Below are 18,152 nucleotides of genomic sequence, written 5' to 3'. Positions count from 1 at the left end.
CATCGTGCGACAAACGAACGATCGGCGAAGGAGACCAAATGGTACCCCACCGTAAACAGATCTACGTTGCGGCAACCGTTGATACAAAGGGCGCGGAAGCGCATTTCGTCAAGGACCGGATCGCCGACGCGGGGCTCTCGGCGGTCGTGGTCGACCTGTCGACCCGCGCGCCGGGGCTCGCGGCCGACATCGGCGCGGACGCCGTCGCCGCGCACCACCCCGACGGCGCGGCCGCCGTGTTCTGCGGCGACCGCGGCCGCGCGATCGCCGCGATGGCGGTTGCGTTCGAACACTACATCAGGAGCCGCGACGACGTCGCCGCGCTGATCGGCCTCGGCGGCTCCGGCGGCACGGCGCTCGTCACGCCGGCGATGCAGGCGCTGCCGATCGGCGTGCCGAAGCTGATGATCTCGACGATGGCGTCGGGCGACGTGTCCGCGTACATCGGCTCGTCGGACATCGCGATGCTCTATTCGGTGGCGGACATCGCCGGCCTGAACCGGATCTCGCGCCAGGTGCTCGCGAACGGCGCGCACATGATCGCGGGCGCGGTGCGCGACATGCGGCCGCTGCCCGCCGACCTGAAGCCCGCGCTCGGCCTCACGATGTTCGGCGTGACGACGCCGTGCATCCAGGCGGTCACGTCGCGGCTCGACGCGCGCTTCGACTGCATCGTGTTCCATGCGACCGGCAAAGGCGGCCCCGCGATGGAAAAGCTCGCCGACAGCGGCCTGCTCGACGGCGTGCTCGATCTCACCACCACCGAAGTCTGCGACCTGCTGATGGGCGGCGTGCTCGCGTGCGGCGAAGATCGTTTCGACGCGATCGCGCGCAGCAAGGCGCCGTACGTCGGCTCATGCGGCGCGCTCGACATGGTGAACTTCGGCCACATCGACACGGTGCCGCCCCGCTACGCGCAGCGGCTGCTTTACAAGCACAACCCGCAGGTCACGCTGATGCGCACGACGCCCGACGAGAATCGCCGGATCGGCGAATGGATCGGCGCGAAGCTCAACGCGTGCGACGGCCCCGTGCATTTCCTGATTCCCGAGGGCGGCGTCTCGGCGCTCGACGCGCCGGGCCAGGCGTTCTGGAACCCGGAAGCCGACGCGGCGCTCCACGCCGCGCTCGAAGCCACCGTCGTGCAGACGGAGAACCGCCGCCTCGTGCGCGTGCCCGCGCACATCAACGATCCGCAGTTCGCCGACATCGCCGTCGAACACTTCTTGTCGCTTTACGCAGCACACCGGAATTGAAGATGAAGAGACTTTCACGCGCCGACATCCTCGAAAAACTGCGCGCGACCATCGCGCGCGGCGAGCCGATCGTCGGCGGCGGCGCGGGGACGGGCCTGTCCGCGAAATGCGAGGAAGCGGGCGGCATCGACCTCATCGTGATCTACAACTCGGGCCGCTACCGGATGGCCGGGCGCGGCTCGCTCGCGGGGCTGCTCGCGTATGGCAACGCGAACGAGATCGTCGTCGACATGGCGCGCGAGGTGCTGCCCGTCGTCAAGTCGACGCCCGTGCTCGCCGGCGTGAACGGCACCGATCCGTTCTGCAACTTCGACGCGTTCCTCGACGAGCTGGCGCGGCTCGGATTTTCAGGCGTGCAGAACTTCCCGACCGTCGGCCTCATCGACGGCAATTTCCGCGCGAATCTCGAGGAAACCGGCATGGGCTACGCGCTCGAAGTCGACATGATCCGACTCGCGCACCGCAAGGGCCTGCTGACGACGCCGTACGTGTTCAGCGAGGCCGACGCGATCGCGATGACCGAGGCGGGCGCGGACATCGTCGTCGCGCATCTGGGCCTCACGACGGGCGGCACGATCGGCGCGAACACCGCGCGCACGCTCGCCGATTGCGCGCCGCTCGTGCGCAGTTGGGCGGATGCGGCAAGATCGGTGCGCGACGACGTGATCGTGCTCTGCCACGGCGGGCCGATCGCTTCGCCCGAGGACGCCGCATACATCCTGCGCGCGTGTCCGCAGTGCCACGGTTTCTACGGCGCGAGCTCGATGGAGCGGCTGCCGGCCGAAACCGCGTTGACCGACATGACGCGCCGCTTCAAGGAGATCGACAGGCGCATCGCGTCATGACGCCCGCGCGCGACGCGCGCGCCTCCACGAGGAACCGAACGACATGAGCTACACCTCCTTCGCCAGCAGTGTCATCGATGCGCCGATCGAGCGCGTCTGGGCGTTCTTGCGCGATTTCGACGGCCTCGCCGCATTTCATCCGGCGATCGTCGAGAGCCGCCTCGAGCCGGGCCCGGACGCCTACACGGTCGGCGCGATCCGCCACCTCACGCTTGCAGACGGCTACGTGCGCGAGAAGCTGCTGAAGCTCGACGAGCCGAATCACGCGCTCGAATACTCGATCGTCGAATCGACGATGCCGGTGCGCAACTATGTCGCGGGCGTGCAGCTCGTCCCCGTCACCGATTCGGGCAAGACGTTCGCGCAGTGGTGGGCGAACTTCACGACGGAAGGCGTCGAGCTGCAGCCGGTTGCCGCGTCGATCAGCGAGCACGTGTTCGCGGCGGGCTTTCGCTCGCTCGCGGACAAGCTGCAGGCGCGCTGACGTGCCGCAGCCGCAATGTTTCGCCGCGCCGGCGCCCGTTGCGGGCATCGCGCGCGGCTTGCCGGCGGTTCGCGCCGCCGGCCGTTTCTCGGGTTCTGGCAATGGCCCTCGGATAAAGCCGGAACCTTTTTGGCCGACCGTGACCGGTCGGCCACTTTTTATCCGCAATCGCGCCGCGCATGACGGCGCCTCCCCACGCAGACGGCGAACGGTTCGCGCATAGCGCGCGAACCGTTCGCACCCCGCACGACTTGCGGCAAGCGGGCGCAGCCGCGCCGCCCGGAATTCATCTGGATTAAGTAATTTCCCGACCTTGCCGCACCCTTAAAGATGCACTTGCTGCGTATCAATACTCGACCACCCCGCGATCGATAGCTTGGAGGAAACGAAGCCAGCGAGGGGCTGATCATGAAAGACCTGCAACCGATCCGTGGCCAACTGCGCGCCACGTTCCTGTCCGTCCTGCTCGGCGCGATGGTCGCGGCGAGCGCGCAGGCGGCCACCACCACGGGCAAGGTGCCCGGCGATTTCGGCCCGCCGCAGGGCAAGCCGATTCACGCGACGCTCGTGAGCCCGCCGAACGTGCCGCCGCCCATCACGCGCCGCTATCCGGCGAAGGTCATCGTCGATCTCGAAGTGGTCGAGAAAGTGATGCCGATCGCCGACGGCGTGAACTACACGTTCTGGACCTTCGGCGGCGCGGTGCCCGGCAACTTCATCCGCGTGCGGCAAGGCGACACGGTCGAGTTCCATCTCAAGAATCGTCCGGACAGCAAAATGCCGCACAACATCGACCTGCACGCGGTGACGGGCCCGGGCGGCGGCGCGACGTCGAGCTTCACCGCGCCTGGCCACGAATCGCGCTTCACCTTCAAGGCGCTCAACGAAGGACTCTTCGTCTATCACTGCGCGACCGCGCCCGTCGGCATGCACGTCGCGAACGGGATGTACGGCCTGATTCTCGTCGAGCCGCCCGAAGGACTGGCGAAGGTCGACCACGAGTACTACGTGATGCAGGGCGACTTCTACACGAACGGCAAGTATCGCGAGAAGGGGCTGCAGTCGTTCGACATGGACAAGGCGATCGACGAGCGCCCGACCTACGTCGTCTTCAACGGCGCCGAAGGCGCGCTGACGGGCGACAAGGCGATGCGCGCGCGCACCGACGAGACGGTGCGCCTGTTCGTCGGCAACGGCGGGCCGAATCTCGTGTCGAGCTTTCACGTGATCGGCGCGGTGTTCGACAAGGTGCGCGCGGACGGCTCGAGCGTCACGCAGAACGACGTGCAGACGACGCTGATTCCGGCGGGCGGCGCGGCGACGATCGAATTCCACACGCGCGTGCCGGGCAACTACACGTTCGTCGATCACTCGATCTTCCGCGCGTTCAACAAGGGCGCGCTCGCGATCCTGAAGGTCGACGGCCCGGACGACAAGGCGATCTATTCGGGCAAGGAGCTCGACGCGCCGTATAGCGGCGACAGCGTCACCGCCGCGGCGGGATCGGGCCCGACCGGATCGCCCGCCGCCGCCACGGCCGGCGTGAAGGCCGGCGTGAAGGCCGACGCGAAGGCCGACGCAAAGGGCGGCGCCTCGCTCGTGAAGACGGGCGCCGCCGCGAGCGCCGCGCCGCCGTCGCTGCCGGCGCAGGTGAAAGCGGGCGGCGCGGTGTTCGCGAGCACCTGCGCGGTGTGCCATCAAAGCGCCGGCAGCGGCTTGCCGGGCGTGTTCCCGCCGCTCGCCGGCTCCGACTTCCTCGCCGCGAATCCGAAGCGCGCGGTCGGCATCCTGCTGCACGGCCTGAACGGCAAGGTGACGTTCAACGGCCGCGACTACGATTCGGCGATGCCGCCGATGGCGCAACTGACCGACGACGAAGTCGCGAACGTGCTGACCTACGTGCTGAACAACTGGAACAATCCGGGCGGCCGAATCAGCGCGGACGAAGTCGCGAAGGCCCGCGCGAAAGCGCCGGCCGTCGCCGAGGCGGCGCACTGAGCGCCGGCGTCAGGGAGAACCGCCATGCGCGCGTCGACACCACGCCATGCCGGCCGTGCGGCGAGCGCCGCGCGGCTCGCCGGCCTCGCGATCGTCGCGCTGACGCTCGCGTTCGGCGTGACGATCGCGCACGCCGCGCACGCCGCGCACGCCGCGCGCTTCGTGCGGCTGCCGGGCGGCGATTTCGAGAGCGCGCTGCCGCAGGATGTGCCGGGCCGCTCGACGCCCGTGCACATCGACGCGTTCGAGCTGCAGGATACGCCGGTGACGGTTCGCGCGTTCGCCGCGTTCGTCAGCACGCATCCCGAATGGCGGCGCGACCGCGTCGCGCGCGTGTTCGCCGGCCCCGCGTATCTCGTCGACTGGGCCGAACCGCTGCAGCCGGCTTCCGCGACGCCGCCCGACGCGCCCGTCACGGGCGTGAGCTGGTTCGCCGCGCGCGCGTATTGCGCGAGCGAAGGCGCGCGGCTGCCGACGTGGCTCGAATGGGAGTACGCGGCGGCCGCCGACGCGACGCGCACCGACGCGCGCAACGATCCGCTGTGGCGCCGGCAGATCCTGTCGTGGTACGAGCAGCCGGCGGCGCGCGTGCCGCCGAGCGTCGGCGGCGCGCCGAACGTCTATGGCGTGCGCGACCTGCACGGGCTGATCTGGGAATGGGTCGACGACTTCAACGCCCTTTTCATCAGCGGCGACAGCCGCACGCAAGGCGACCCGGACCAGCAGCGCTTCTGCGGCGCAGGCGCGATCAGCATCGTGCGCCGCGACAGCTACGCGGTGCTGATGCGCGTCGCGCTGCTGTCTTCCCTCACCGGCGCGGATTCGACCGGAAGCCTCGGCTTTCGCTGCGCCCGTTCGATTTCAGGAGACCAACCATGAAGCTTGACTCTCTCGGGCCGCGCGGCGCGCTCGCGCTGATCGCCGCCGCGTGCGTCGCGACGGCGGCTCACGGCGCGGGCCTTGCCGCCGCCGCAACCACTGCGGCCGTCGCGTCGGCAAGCGATTCGCTGTATCAGGCGAACGCAATGCTGACCGATCAGGATGGCAAAACATTTAGCCTTGCCGATCTGCGCGGCACGCCGACGCTCGTCAGCATGTTCTACACGTCGTGCAAGATGGTATGCCCGATGCTGTTCGAGACGATCGGCCTCACGCTCGACGCGGGCGGCGAGCCCGCACGCAAGCGTATCAAGGTCGTCGCGGTGACGATCGATCCCGATCGCGATTCGGTTGCGGTGCTGCGCAAGACCGCGAACGCGCACGGCCTCGACGCGCGCTGGCGGCTCGCGCGCACCGACCGCGCCAGCACGCGGACCGTCGCCGCGCTGCTTGGCGTTCAGTACCGCAAGCTCGCGAGCGGCGAATTCAACCATTCGAGCACGATCGTGCTGCTCGATGCCGACGGCCGCATCGTTGCGCATACGAACACGCTCGGCGAGACGGACCCCGCGTTCGTCGACGCGATGCGCAAGCAGCTCGCCGCGCAATGAAAGGACGGCGGCGTCCGGAACGGCGCCGCTTCGAGCGCTTCAATAATCGACGTGACCGAATCGCCCGATATCGGTTGTTTCCCCGACGCCCAAACGCCCGCTGCTTGAAATAATCGCGCTGCTGAATGATCGGCCGAACGATCGGCGCTACCGCTGCCGAAGCCGTTCTGTCGGCGCATGCATCGCGATGCGGATCGCGATCGTCCCGCTACCGGGATCGCGCCGGACGCTCGCCCAAGAGGAACCACTGAATGAGCCAACCACGTCAAACGCGACGCGACGACATCGCGAACGCGAAACGCCGCCGATTCATTGCGCGCGCCTCGCTATGCACCGCAGGCGTGCTCGCATCGCCGTACGCCACGCATGCCGCCGGCGGCAACCCGCGCAGCGCAAGCGACGCACGCCGTGCGCATGACTTGGCGATCGACCCGTCGATCTCGTCGCCGAACCAGGACTCGCGCGTGCGCACGCTCGTGCTGCACTACACCGCGCAACCGCTCGCGCGCTCCGTCGCACTGCTGACCGATCCGACGCGGCCCGTCAGCGCGCACTATCTCGTGCCCGATGCGGCCGACGAAGGCAAGCGCTTTCGCGTGTTCGCGCTCGTGCCGGAATCGAGGCGCGCGTGGCACGCGGGCGTCAGCTACTGGCAAGGCGAGCGCCTGCTCAACGCGGGCTCGATCGGCATCGAGATCGTCAACGCCGGCTTTCCCGATGCGGACGAAGACGCGCCGCTGATGCAGCGCCGATGGTCGCCGTTCCCGGACGAGCAGATGGCGGCCGTCGGCCGACTCGCGGCCGACATCGTCGCGCGTCACGCGATCCCGCCGCAGAAGGTCGTCGGGCATTCCGACATCGCGCCCGGCCGCAAGCTCGATCCCGGCCCGCTCTTTCCGTGGCGAACGCTGTACGAGCAATACGGCGTCGGCGCGTGGCCGGACGCGATCGCCGTCGCGTACTACCGCGCCTGCCGGCCGTTTCGCGGAGAGGTCGCCGAACTCCAGGCGAAGCTCCTCGCATACGGCTACGACACGCCGCAAACCGGCGCGCTCGATTTGCGGACGACGGACGCGATCGCGGCATTCCAGATGCATTTCCGCCCAGCACGATACGACGGCGTGCCCGACGTCGAAACCGTCGCGATACTCGATGCGCTGCTGGACAAGTACATCGCGCGCGACGAGCAGCCGTTGCGCGACGAGAAAGCCTCCACGCCTGAAAAAAACGATCAGGCGCCGGCATTGGGCTTCGCCGATGCGAATCCACTCGCTTAGAGACGGTTTCAAAAAGAGTCCAAGGGGCTGTTAACTTTTTCAGCATCCTGTTAACCTTGGCCGTCGTGACAGACGGGCCAAGGAGATGGGTAAGCCAATCATTGATGACGAACTGTGGGCACTGATCGAAGCACTGCTACCTCCGCCAAAGCCGCGCCGCTTCAAGTACCCCGGTCGCAAGCCGGTAGCGGACCGTGCGGCTTTGACGGGCATCCTTTTTGTGCTGAAGACGGGCATTCGTTGGCGCGACTTACCGTCCGAAATGGGATGCGGCTCAGGCGTAAGTTGTTGGCGCAGGCTGCGCGATTGGCAGCAAGCCGGTGTGTGGGATCGACTGCACGCGGTGCTGCTGGCGAAACTGCGAGCAGCCGAGAAGATCGACTTCTCCCGTGTGGTCGTCGACTCATCGTCGATTCGTGCGGTTGGGGCGGGCGAAAAACTGGCCCGAACCCCACCGATCGAGCTCGACCCGGGTCGAAGCACCACATCGCCACCGACGCCAACGGAACGCCGATCGCGGCAATCCTGACCGGCGCCAATCGTAACGACGTCACCCAACTGGTTCCGCTGATCGAGGCCATTGTGCCGATCGGCGGCGTGCGTGGACGGCCTCTGAGCCGTCCTGCCCGCGTCTACGCCGACCGTGGTTACGACCACGACAAATACCGACGCATCCTTCACGAGCGCAACATCCCCACCAGCATCGCGCGGCGCGGTCAGCCGCACGGTAGTGGCCTTGGAAAAGTCCGTTGGGTCGTCGAACGTACTCATGCTTGGCTGCATCATTTCCGCCGTCTACGTATTCGCTTTGAACGTCGCGCCGACATTCACGAAGCGTTCCTCAAACTCGGCTGCTGCCTGATCTGCTGGAATACCCTGCGGCGAGCCCAGCAGTCTTTATGAAACCGTCTCTTAGTCGAACGTAACGACCTCCCTGCGCGTTGCGTCGCAAGCGGAAAAGCGTCGCCGTGCAACGGCCATCGCCGCGCGCGCGGTTCCGCACCAAGACGCACGCGCCTTTTTCGCCCGCATTGCGGCGCGCCACCGAACAACGATTGTCATCATGCACTCCTCTCTTTCGTATTCCGATGCGAACGCCAGACGAAGCGCGTACGACGTGCCGAAGGTCACGTTCTCAGGATCACATCCGTGCGCACCGCAGCCGATAGCCGCGCCGAACGGAACGCACGCGCGAGGCTTCACGCCGCCCGCCGACATGCCGACGTGGTCCGGCACCGAAGGCGTGCGCTTCGACTTCAACGACGGCTGCCGCGTGCTGCTGCCGGACGGAGACTGGACGGTCCGCCTGCGCGACGCGCACACCGACATGCCGCTGTTCGACACGCAGATCGGCGCGGGCGTCGTGACGAGCACGCGGAAGCACTTCGTGCCGTTCCTGATCGAGATCGACGCGGGCGGCAAGCGCGTCTTCAAGCATCAGTTCGACGCGCACGGCAAGCCCGTGCTGATTCAGTTCGAAGCGGGGCGGCTTGGCGAGGCGCTCGGCTGGTTCGGCTATGCCGTGAAATTCCAGCGGCAACATCGCTGCAGGCTGACGTGCTCGATGCCGGCGCCGCTGATCTCGCTGCTCAAACCGGGCCACCCGGACATCGAGTTCGTGACGCCCGAGCTCGTCAAGCCCGAGTGCTACTACGCGACGTACCGGCTCGGGCGCTTTTCCGGCGACGAAGCGCGCGCGTACCAGCCAAGCGCGCCGCAACTCGTCGGCGCGCACCGCAGCGCCGCGTACATGCTCGGCGTCGATCCGCGCGAGGCGCCGCCGCGCATCGAGCTAGCCGACGACAGCCGGCCGCTCGCGGGCCGCTATGTCTGCATCGCCGCGCAAAGCGCGCTGCGCTGCGCGCGCTGGGAGCGGCCCGGCGGCTGGCGGGATTTGCAGCGGTTTCTGACGGCGGCCGGCTATCGGATCGTCTGCGTCGATTCGCCTTCGCCGGACGTCGTCGACGAAAGCAGCGCGCTCACGCAGGCCGCGCACGTTCTTCCACCCGACACGCCGTGGACCGAGCGCGCGCGGTGGCTGCGGCATGCGGCGTGCCTGATCGGCGTGCCCGGCGATCTCGCGTGGCTCGCATGGGCGGCCGGCGCGCCCGTCGTGCTCATCAGCGGATTCACGCATCCCGTCAGCGAATTCGACACGCCGTATCGCGTGATCAATTTCCATGCGTGCAATAGCTGCTGGAACGACGCAAGCGCGAACTTCGACGATGCCGATGCGTCGGCGTGCCCGCGTCATGCGGGGACGTTGCGGCAGTTCGAATGTGCGCGGCTCGTGAGCGTCGAGCAAATCAAGCACACGATTCGATCGATTCCTGCTATCGCCAGTTGATTCCCCCACCCGACAATCCGTCTCATTGGTTCTATACATCCTCACCGTATGAAATATCACCGTCTTCCCCGCTCTCATGCTCAACAAGACACCGGGCGAGCCGCATCGACCGTTCAATTTCAGCGCTTCGCGCATCTGCTATGTTCGTCCATCGCTCCGCTGGCCCTCGGCTTTTCCACGGATGCGCTCGCTATCGAACAGGCTGAAAGTACGGCGTTTAACGCGGTGATCGAGCAGATAAAAAAAGGTGGCATTAAATTGAAACCAGTTGGGAACCGCACGCTACCAAACAAAGTCCCGCCGCCGCCGCCGCCGCCGCCGCCGCCGACACCGACACCGACACCGACACCGACACCGACACCGACACCGACACCGACACCGACACCGACACCGCCGACACCGCCGACACCGCCGACACCGCCGACGCAGCCGACACAGCCGACACAACTGCCGTCGATTCCTAACGCGACACCAACTTCAGGACCCGCGACAAACGTCACCATCAACTTCAATTCGGCCGGTGCCTCAGCAATGGGCACGAACTCTATTGCTCTTGACCTCCCTGCACGCGCTAAGGACAGCGATTCACTTGCGAGCGGATGGCTCGCTCAAGCGAGCGGTAGCCGGTCAACTGCGATCGGCGCCGAAGCAAATGCGTCCGGTCAAAATACTGTCGCGCTCGGCGCTGGCTCCATAGCGGATCGTAACAACACGGTATCCGTCGGTCGTCACGGTGACGAACGACAAATCGTGCACGTCGCAGCCGGCACGCAAGCCACCGATGCCGTGAATGTCGGTCAGTTGAACCTCGCGATGTCGAATGCGAACGCCTACACGAACCAGCGCATCGGCGACCTTCAGCAGAGCATCTCCGACACCGCGCGCGACGCGTATTCCGGCGTCGCCGCGGCAACCGCGCTGACGATGATTCCCGATGTCGACCGCGACAAGACCTTGTCGATCGGCGTCGGCGGCGCGGTCTACAAGGGCCATCGCGCCGTCGCGCTCGGCGGCACCGCGCGCATCAGCGAAAACCTCAAGGTGCGCGCGGGCGTCGCGATGAGCGCAGGCGGCAATACGGTCGGCGTCGGCATGAGCTGGCAATGGTGAGCGCCCGCAAGCGCGCATCGCACACATCGTCAAGGAAGCAAACGGCACGATGAAATTTCCGATCCTTCTATCAACCCTCCCGGCGCTCGCGTTGTCGATCGCGAGCCTCGGCGGCTGCACTCGCGACGCCGAACCCGCGCCCGTCACGCATGTCGACGCCGGCGCGTCGGCCTCGCAAGGCAGGCCCTCCTACATGGAAGAGTTCAACGAGAGCATCCGGTCGATGAGCGGCGAGCACGAGACCGGCGTGTACATCAATCGCGGCTGGGGCATCTTCAACACGATCAAGGCGGCGCCGTCCGCCGACCCGGCCACGTCGGCATGCGCCGCGCCGAGCGGCGCGCGCCATGCGCCCGCACAGGCGCTACAGCCGGGTCCGGCCGCCGCCGATTCCCGGATGTCCTGATCCGCTCGCGCCGCGACGTGCCCGACCGCTTACGGGCGGCGGCACGTCGCGGCGCGCTCTTCGCTCTTCGCGCGCCGCACGCCACGCGCTGCATGCGCGGCAACGACAACCCCGCCCCCTCTCGCGCGATCGCCGCGCCCCCGTTACGCGAGCGAACGACACAGCTTCGCATCGGCACGCTCGGCGCATGCACGGGCAAGCGCCCTGCCGCGCCGCGTCCCGCGCGTTTCCCTTCACATCGACAAACGCATCGCCCGCGCCGCGTCGACGCCCGCGATCTCGTCGAGCACCGTCCGCGCATGCGCCGAATCTCGATCGCGCCGAATCAGCAGCGCATACGCGACCGACAAGCCGTCGAGCGCCAGTTCGGAGTCCCATGCGAGCAAGTCGTGCCGGCGGATCGGCTCGATCACGCCGCGCGCGAACGCGTCGGGAATCTCATGCGCCCAATGATCGCGCGCGAGCTCGCACAACCGGATGCGCGCCCTCAACCGGCGTTCGGCGCCCGGCGCGCGATCGATCGCTTGCTGAATCGCTTGTAGCGCGAGATCGATCCGGCCGCTTGCGGCGAGCGCGCTCGCACGATCGATGGCGTCGTCGGCGGCCGCTTCGCGCGCATCGCCCTGCGCACGATCCGGGTCGCCCGTCATCGGCAAGGACGGCGAAGACGAAAGCGGCGCCGCCGCGTTCCGCGCGCCGCCCTGCACGGAAAGCCCGGCGAGCCACGCGCGCGTCGCGTCGTCGGCGAACGGCGTGCCGTCCGCGAATTTCAGCGCATCGAGGCCCGGCAGCCGCGCGAGCAGCGCACGAACCGCCGCCTCCACCTCGCGTTGCGCGTCGGCGCAGTCGCCGCGCGCGAGCGCGCGCGCGGCGATCCGCTGCAAATCCAGCCAGAGCGGGAACGCCTGCGCGTGCTCTTCGGCGAAGCGGACGGCATCCGCGGGCTCGCCTTGCACGTCGATGCCTTTCGCCACGTCGACGATCTGCGCATTCGGCGCGGCGATCCGCGTCCGTCCGCTGTCCGCTTCCGTGTCCGGCAGCGTGTGCACGCTCGACCAGCACGCGAAGCGGCGCAGCCGGACGCCGCGCACGTCCGTCCAGTCCGCTTGCGCGAACGCCGCTGCGATGCGATGCAGTTGCGCGAGCGCATCGGCGAGCGCGCGCTCGCGGCCGGCCGCATCGGCGAGCGACGCCGGTTGCCGGGCGGCGTCGGCGTTCGCGCGCAGCGCCGTACGATCGGCCGGCTCGACTGATGCCTGCCCGGCGGAGCGGGCCGCGAGGCTCGCGGAAGTCTCGCCCACCTCGACGGGCGCATCCATCGCGTTCGACTCGACTGGCTCGACCGGCAGCCGGTCCGCGAACGCATTCACCGCGCGCATCGTCGGCGCGTCGTCGTCGCGCTCCGCCAGCAGCGCATCGATCCGCCGCGCGGCCGCGCGCAATTGCCCGACCAGTTCGGCCGGACAAGCGCGGCCGCATGCGGCCGCGCCGGCGTCCCGCGTCGCGTCGACGCGATCGAGCAGCCATTGCAGCGCCCCGCGCCGCGCCCGCATCCGCGCCACCGGCGGCGACATCGCGCCCCAATGACGCTCGACGAGATCGCCGACGACTTCGAGCCCGCAGCGCAGCCCCGCCGCGCCGCCGATCTGCAGCAGCGCGCCCGCCAGATAACAGCCGACGAGCAGATCCTTGCCTCGATCGCGCAGCAGCCCGGCGGCGAGATTCATCGCCGAGCGCCAGTCGACGTGCCCGCTCGCGCCCGGCGATGCGAGCTTCGCGAGTTCCGCGTGCAGCGCATCGAACCGCGCGTCGGCGCGCACGTCGGCCCCCGCGGGCGCGGCTGGATCGATGTCCGTGCGCCCCAGCGCGGCAAGCGCGTCGACATCCACGGGCGGGCGCGCAACCGGCGCCGCGCCGCCCGGCCGAGGCCGTTCGCTCATTCCCATAGCGTCTCCACGTTCGTCGCGGCGAAGTAGTAGCCGACGCCGCGCTCCGTTCGAATCAGTTCGGGATGCTTCGGATTCTTCTCGATCTTCTTGCGCAGCCGCCAGATCTGCACGTCGACCGCGCGATCGAACACGTCGTCGAACGCGCGCGTGCACTCGAGCAACTGCGCACGCGTGACGATGCGCGACGGCGAGCCGAGAAAAAACGCCAGCAGATTGAATTCGCCGACTGTCAGCGGAACGTCCTGCGCGTCGCGCGTCGACAGCCGGCGCGTGTTCATGTTCAGCGTCCAGCCGTCGAAACGGTATGCGCGCGGATGCCTGCCGCGCCGCACGGGCGTTGTCGACGGCTCGGCGCGCCGCCACAGCGCGCGCATCCGCGCGAGCACCTCGCGCAGCGAGTACGGCTTCACGACGTAATCGTCCGCGCCGAATTCGAGGCCCATGATGCGATCGGCCTCTTCGCTTCGGCCCGTCACGCAGATGAGCGGAAAGCGCTGCGAATCGCGCCAGCGCAGCAGCACGTCGATGCCGTCTCCATCCGGCAGACCGAGGTCGAGCAGCACCATTTCGTATTCGCGCCGCTCGACCGAATCGGCGGCCGCGGCTGCCGTCCCCACGCCGTCCACGGCCATGCCGTGGCCCGACAGGTAATTGCAGAGCACGCGCCGCAACGGCTCGTCGTCCTCGACGACGAGCACCGCCGGCGATCTTGTCGCATTCATCGTTTCTTCTCCTGTACTGCGCCGCGCGCGCCGGCGTCCGCTTCTCCCGGTGCGCCCGACGCGCCCGTCCCGTGCGCCGCGGGCAACGTGAGCCTGAAGCGGCTGCCCGCGCCGCGATCCGTCGCGACGGCGATCTGCCCGCGATGCGCGATCGCCGCGCCCGCGACGATCGCCAGGCCGAGCCCCGTGCCCGGCGCGCCAGACCGGTTTGAATAGAACGGCTCGAAGATGCGGTCGAGCGGCTCGACGCCGATGCCGTCGCCGTCGTCGCTCACCTCGATCCATACGCCGCCCGGCACCGACGGCTCGCCGATCGCGACATCGAATGCGTCGGCGGCCGGCGCGCCGCCGTCGTTCGCATCGTCGTTCGCGCCGTCGTTCGCACCGATACGCACGACGACCGTCGCGCGCGCCGCGCGCACTGCGTTGCCGACGAGATTCATGACCGCGCGCGCGAGCTGGCTGCGATCGGCGAATACGACGTGACGGGCGTCGTCACGCCGCGCGTCGCCGCACGCGTCATCGCCGCACCGGACGATCTCGATGCCGCGCAGGGCGGCCGCGCGCATCGCGGCGAGCGCGTCGTCGACGACCTCGTCGACGCTCACCCGCGTCAGCACGGGTTCGCCGCGGCGCGCGGCGAGCAGGATCTGCGTCGTCAGATCGCGCCCCCGCTCGACCGCGCGATGAATTTCGTCGATCGACTCGTCCGCGCGCGCGCCGCCCGCCAGCCGATCGGAGGCATATTCGGCATGGCAATCGATCGTCGTCAGCACGTTGTTGAAGTCGTGAACGATCCCGCCCGCGAAGAAGCCGAGCGACTCGAACCTGCGCGATCGCTCGATCTGCCGCGCGAGCCGGCGTCGCTCGCCCGTCGCGATCGCGATGCACATCGACAGGATCGCGACGCCGATCAGATCGACCTGCAGCGCCCAGACGCCGTGACCGTCGTAATGCAATGCATACGGCCCGCGGCCGTCGAGCGTCATCGCGATCAGGGCGATCGCCGCGAGTGCGTTGAGCTGGGACGCGAGCACGAGACCGCCCTCGATCCCGGCCCAGCACAACGACAGCGCGAGCAACGCGCGCGCGACCTCGGCCTGGTCGCCCCATATCGATGCGAAGCACAGCGAACCGAAGGTCGCGAGCGCGGGCAACTGATTCCGGCTGCGCGACCACGCCGCGCGGCAAGCGCGCGCGTTCCACGTGAGAAGCGCCGGAAGCAACGCGAGCAATGCGAGCGCGTTTGCCGCATACGCACGCGACCATTCGTTCAGCCACTCGCGATCGTTCAGCCACACGGACAGGATCGCCGCCGCGAGCGTCGCATGCATCGCCGCCATGCCGAGCGGCAACAGCAGCACGAACATCGCGAAGCCGCGCAGCGTGTCCACGCCGCCGCCCGGGCTCACGTAGCGCCGCGCGAGCCACGCGCCCGCAATCGCCTCGATTGCGTTGACGGCCGCGAACAGCGCGTCGACGCGCCACGGCACCCAGTCGAGCGAGCCCGCGGCGAGCAGCGTGACGAACAGCGAAACCACGCCGAGCCCCCACGCGAGCGGCCGCCGGCAATGTAGCAGCAACGCGATGCCCAGTACCGGGGCGGGCCACACGACGGCCGACAGCGTGTGATTGAGCGACGTGCATGCGCCCGGCCGCGTCAGCAGATGATTCGCGTAGAACAGCAGCAGCAGCAGCCCCGCCGCGTTCAGCGCGCCGCCCGGCGCGAATGCGCGATCGCCGCGGCGCGGCGCGCGGCGCGACGCCTGCTTGATGCGTGCGGGCCGGGCGCGCGCGGGCGGGCCGGCATCGATGGAATTTTCGTGCATAGGTCTCAGCGGTCGGCGAATACTAAACCGTCTTTGTTTCGGACATCAATCGATCTTGGCGATGCGTCGCGCCGTTCTTTTCATCCGCAACGAAGGCGGCACGCGGCGACCAAAAATTGGAACCCGGCGGCTAACGCCGGTTCCGTCTTTCCTTCGATACTGGCCCCGCCGGTGCGGCTTTTGAGCGTTTCATGCAAAACGCCGCGCGCATCCGGACACGACCGTCGCCCGCGAGCGACAACGAAGAGGAGAACCCAACATGACAACGAACGGATCCGTCGCGCCGAAAGAGCGGGTCAACATCGTCTATCGCCCGGCCACGGGCGACGCGAAAGCGGAAGTCGAGCTGCCGCTCAAGGTGCTCGTGCTCGGCGAATTCTCGACGGCCGACGACAAACCGCCGCTCGAGGAGCTCGCGCCCGTGAACGTCGACAAGGACGACTTCAACGATGTGATGAAGGCGCAGCGCCTTCGGCTCGCGCTGAGCGTGCCGAACCTGCTCGACGATCAGGCGGGCGAAGACGAACGCCTGGCCGTCGCGCTCGGCTTCGAATCGATCGACGATTTCTCGCCCGACGCGATCGTCGAGACGGTGCCCGAACTGAAGCAGCTCGTCGCGCTGCGCGACGCGCTGAAGGCGCTGAAGGGCCCGCTCGGCAACATCCCGGGCTTTCGCAGGCGCATCCAGGAGATCGTCGCCGACAAGGGCGCGCGCAAGCAACTGCTCACCGAACTCGGCCTCGACGACCAATGAACCGCGACACGGAACAGACGACCATGGAAGGCGAACACCTGCAATCCCCGAAGAACGACGACGCGCCGCACGCGGCGGCGCCCGACTCCCCCGCATCGCTGCTCGACGAGCTGATCGAGGCCGCGCGCGTGAAGCGCGACGAGGACGCGTATCCGATCACGCGCCAAGGCATTCAGGCATTCGTCGCGCATCTGGCGAAACCGAAGCGCCCGATCGAGACCGTGAGCCAGGCGACGATCGACGACATGATCGCCGAGATCGACCGCAAGCTGTGCCGGCAAGTCGACGCGATCCTCCACGATCCGGATTTTCAGCAGCTCGAATCGACGTGGCGCTCGCTGAAGTTCCTCGTCCAGCGCACGGATTTCCGCGAGAACATCAGGATCCAGTTCCTCGACGTCGGCAAGGCGGCGCTCCTCGACGATTTCGACGATTCGCCCGACATCACGAAATCCGGCCTGTACCAGAAGGTCTACACGGCCGAGTACGGCCAGTTCGGCGGCCAGCCGATCGGCGCGATCGTCGCGAACTACACGTTCGGGCCGGGCGCGCAGGACGTCAAGCTGCTGCAATACGCCGCGAGCACGGCGGCGATGGCGCACACGCCGTTCGTCGCGGCGGCGGGCCCCGCGTTCTTCGGCATCGATTCGTTCGGCAAGCTGCCGAACGTGAAGGATCTGGCGTCGCTGTTCGAGGGGCCGCAATTCGCGAAGTGGAACGCGTTTCGCGAAAGCGAGGACGCGCGCTACGTCGGCCTCACGCTGCCGCGCTTCCTGCTGCGGCTGCCGTACGGCGCGAACACGACGCCCGTCAAGCGCTTCAACTACGACGAGCGCGTCGATGGCGGCGACGCGGATTTCCTGTGGGGCAACGCGGCGTTCGCGTTCGCGACGCGGCTCACCGCGAGCTTCGCCGACTACCGCTGGTGCGCGAACGTGATCGGCCCGAAGGGCGGCGGCACGGTCGCCGATCTGCCGCTCTATGCATACGAGGCGATGGGCGAGATCCAGAACAAGATCCCGACCGATGTGCTGATTTCCGAGCGCCGCGAGTTCGAGCTCGCCGAGCAGGGCTTCATCGCGCTCACGATGCGCAAGCACAGCGACAACGCCGCGTTCTTCTCCGCCAATTCGACACAAAAGCCGAAATTCTTCGGCATCGGCAAGGAAGGCAAGGAAGCCGAACTGAATTACCGGCTCGGCACGCAACTGCCGTACATCTTCGTCGTCAACCGGCTCGCGCATTACATCAAGGTGATCCAGCGCGAGAACATCGGCACGTGGAAGGAGCGCGGCGATCTCGAGCAGGAGCTCAACCAGTGGATCCGCCAGTACGTCGCGGACATGGACAACCCCACCGAGGGCGTGCGCAGCCGCCGGCCGCTGCGCCAGGCGGAGATCTTCGTGTCGGACGTCGAGGGCGAGCCGGGCTGGTACCGCGTCGACATGAAGGTGCGGCCGCATTTCAAGTACATGGGCGCGTCGTTCACGCTGTCGCTCGTCGGCAAGCTCGAAAAGCGCTGACGGCGCGCGGCCCTCGGCGCTTGCGCGCCGAATGTTTCATCCGTGACGTTCGGGCGCTGCGCCGAAACGAAAAGCCAATCCGCGCCGCCAATAATCGTTTCACGTCAGCGGCCTCGCGTCGGGCCGCGGCGTTCGTCAATCCGGCGCGCCGCGCGGCGCGCC

16 protein-coding genes are annotated in these 18,152 nt (G+C 68.0%); 13 read left to right on the top strand and 3 right to left on the bottom strand.

Annotated features, from left to right (window positions below; genetic code table 11):
• Positions 1-38: 38 nt before the first annotated feature.
• The 11 genes from WS92_RS07095 (at position 39) to bimD (ending at position 11,213) form a co-directional block, all read left to right on the top strand.
• Positions 39-1,256, top strand: a complete 1,218-nt coding sequence (locus WS92_RS07095) for a Tm-1-like ATP-binding domain-containing protein (protein WP_059931761.1) — start codon at positions 39-41, stop codon at positions 1,254-1,256.
• Between the two features lie 2 nt (positions 1,257-1,258).
• Positions 1,259-2,101, top strand: a complete 843-nt coding sequence (locus WS92_RS07090; protein ID WP_015603318.1) for a phosphoenolpyruvate hydrolase family protein — start codon at positions 1,259-1,261, stop codon at positions 2,099-2,101.
• A gap of 43 nt (positions 2,102-2,144) precedes the next feature.
• The gene (locus WS92_RS07085) at positions 2,145-2,585 is read left to right on the top strand and encodes an SRPBCC family protein (protein ID WP_059931759.1); all 441 of its coding nucleotides are present in this window, start codon (positions 2,145-2,147) and stop codon (positions 2,583-2,585) included.
• Between the two features lie 408 nt (positions 2,586-2,993).
• Positions 2,994-4,583 (top strand): copper-containing nitrite reductase, encoded by a 1,590-nt coding sequence (gene nirK, locus WS92_RS07080; protein ID WP_059931757.1) that lies wholly within the window; start codon positions 2,994-2,996, stop codon positions 4,581-4,583.
• A 24-nt stretch (positions 4,584-4,607) separates the two neighbouring features.
• Complete coding sequence (locus WS92_RS07075) at positions 4,608-5,462, top strand: formylglycine-generating enzyme family protein (protein WP_059931755.1); 855 nt, start codon at positions 4,608-4,610, stop codon at positions 5,460-5,462.
• Entirely contained in the window at positions 5,459-6,073 is a 615-nt protein-coding gene (locus WS92_RS07070; RefSeq protein WP_059931753.1) for an SCO family protein, read from the top strand. Before WS92_RS07075 ends, WS92_RS07070 begins: the two co-directional genes overlap by 4 nt.
• A gap of 251 nt (positions 6,074-6,324) precedes the next feature.
• Positions 6,325-7,350 carry an N-acetylmuramoyl-L-alanine amidase gene (locus WS92_RS07065; protein WP_059931751.1) on the top strand — a complete coding sequence of 342 codons (1,026 nt, stop codon included), beginning with the start codon at positions 6,325-6,327 and terminating at the stop codon, positions 7,348-7,350.
• Between the two features lie 85 nt (positions 7,351-7,435).
• Positions 7,436-8,253 (top strand): IS5 family transposase gene (locus WS92_RS31430; RefSeq protein WP_085954781.1). Its coding sequence is split into 2 segments (ribosomal slippage): positions 7,436-7,784 and positions 7,784-8,253, totalling 819 coding nucleotides; the frame shifts between segments, so codons are not numbered across the junction.
• A 160-nt stretch (positions 8,254-8,413) separates the two neighbouring features.
• Positions 8,414-9,697, top strand: a complete 1,284-nt coding sequence (locus WS92_RS07060) for an autotransporter strand-loop-strand O-heptosyltransferase (RefSeq protein ID WP_059930442.1) — start codon at positions 8,414-8,416, stop codon at positions 9,695-9,697.
• A 48-nt stretch (positions 9,698-9,745) separates the two neighbouring features.
• Complete coding sequence (gene bimA / locus WS92_RS31425) at positions 9,746-10,807, top strand: trimeric autotransporter actin-nucleating factor BimA (RefSeq protein ID WP_082743593.1); 1,062 nt, start codon at positions 9,746-9,748, stop codon at positions 10,805-10,807.
• Between the two features lie 49 nt (positions 10,808-10,856).
• Entirely contained in the window at positions 10,857-11,213 is a 357-nt protein-coding gene (bimD, locus tag WS92_RS07045) for a protein BimD (protein ID WP_059930434.1), read from the top strand.
• Between the two features lie 233 nt (positions 11,214-11,446).
• On the opposite strand, the gene tssA is transcribed toward bimD, so the two are convergent.
• From tssA to WS92_RS07030, 3 genes are read right to left on the bottom strand one after another with little or no spacing between them, the layout of a single operon-like run.
• Entirely contained in the window at positions 11,447-13,159 is a 1,713-nt protein-coding gene (gene tssA, locus WS92_RS07040; protein ID WP_059930432.1) for a type VI secretion system protein TssA, read from the bottom strand.
• On the bottom strand, positions 13,150-13,884 hold the full coding sequence (gene virG / locus WS92_RS07035) for a response regulator VirG (RefSeq protein WP_059930430.1): 735 nt from the start codon (positions 13,882-13,884) through the stop codon (positions 13,150-13,152). Before virG ends, tssA begins: the two co-directional genes overlap by 10 nt.
• Complete coding sequence (locus tag WS92_RS07030; protein ID WP_059930428.1) at positions 13,881-15,713, bottom strand: ATP-binding protein; 1,833 nt, start codon at positions 15,711-15,713, stop codon at positions 13,881-13,883. Before WS92_RS07030 ends, virG begins: the two co-directional genes overlap by 4 nt.
• Positions 15,714-15,972: 259 nt before the next feature.
• Between WS92_RS07030 and tssB the strand changes: the two genes are divergently transcribed.
• Both tssB and tssC read left to right on the top strand, forming a co-directional pair.
• A complete protein-coding gene (tssB, locus tag WS92_RS07025; RefSeq protein WP_006028866.1) occupies positions 15,973-16,467 on the top strand; it encodes a type VI secretion system contractile sheath small subunit in 495 nt (164 codons plus the stop codon).
• Positions 16,464-17,990: a type VI secretion system contractile sheath large subunit gene (tssC, locus tag WS92_RS07020; RefSeq protein WP_006028867.1), complete on the top strand. Its 1,527-nt coding sequence runs from the start codon at positions 16,464-16,466 to the stop codon at positions 17,988-17,990. The genes tssB and tssC overlap by 4 nt, the downstream gene beginning before the upstream one ends.
• Positions 17,991-18,152 lie beyond the last annotated feature (162 nt).

It is taken from the genome of Burkholderia sp. MSMB1588 (assembly GCF_001546925.1).
Lineage (GTDB): Bacteria > Pseudomonadota > Gammaproteobacteria > Burkholderiales > Burkholderiaceae > Burkholderia > Burkholderia humptydooensis.
The sequence above is the reverse complement of the archived record's forward strand: the minus strand, read 5'-3'. Positions and strand labels throughout refer to the sequence as shown.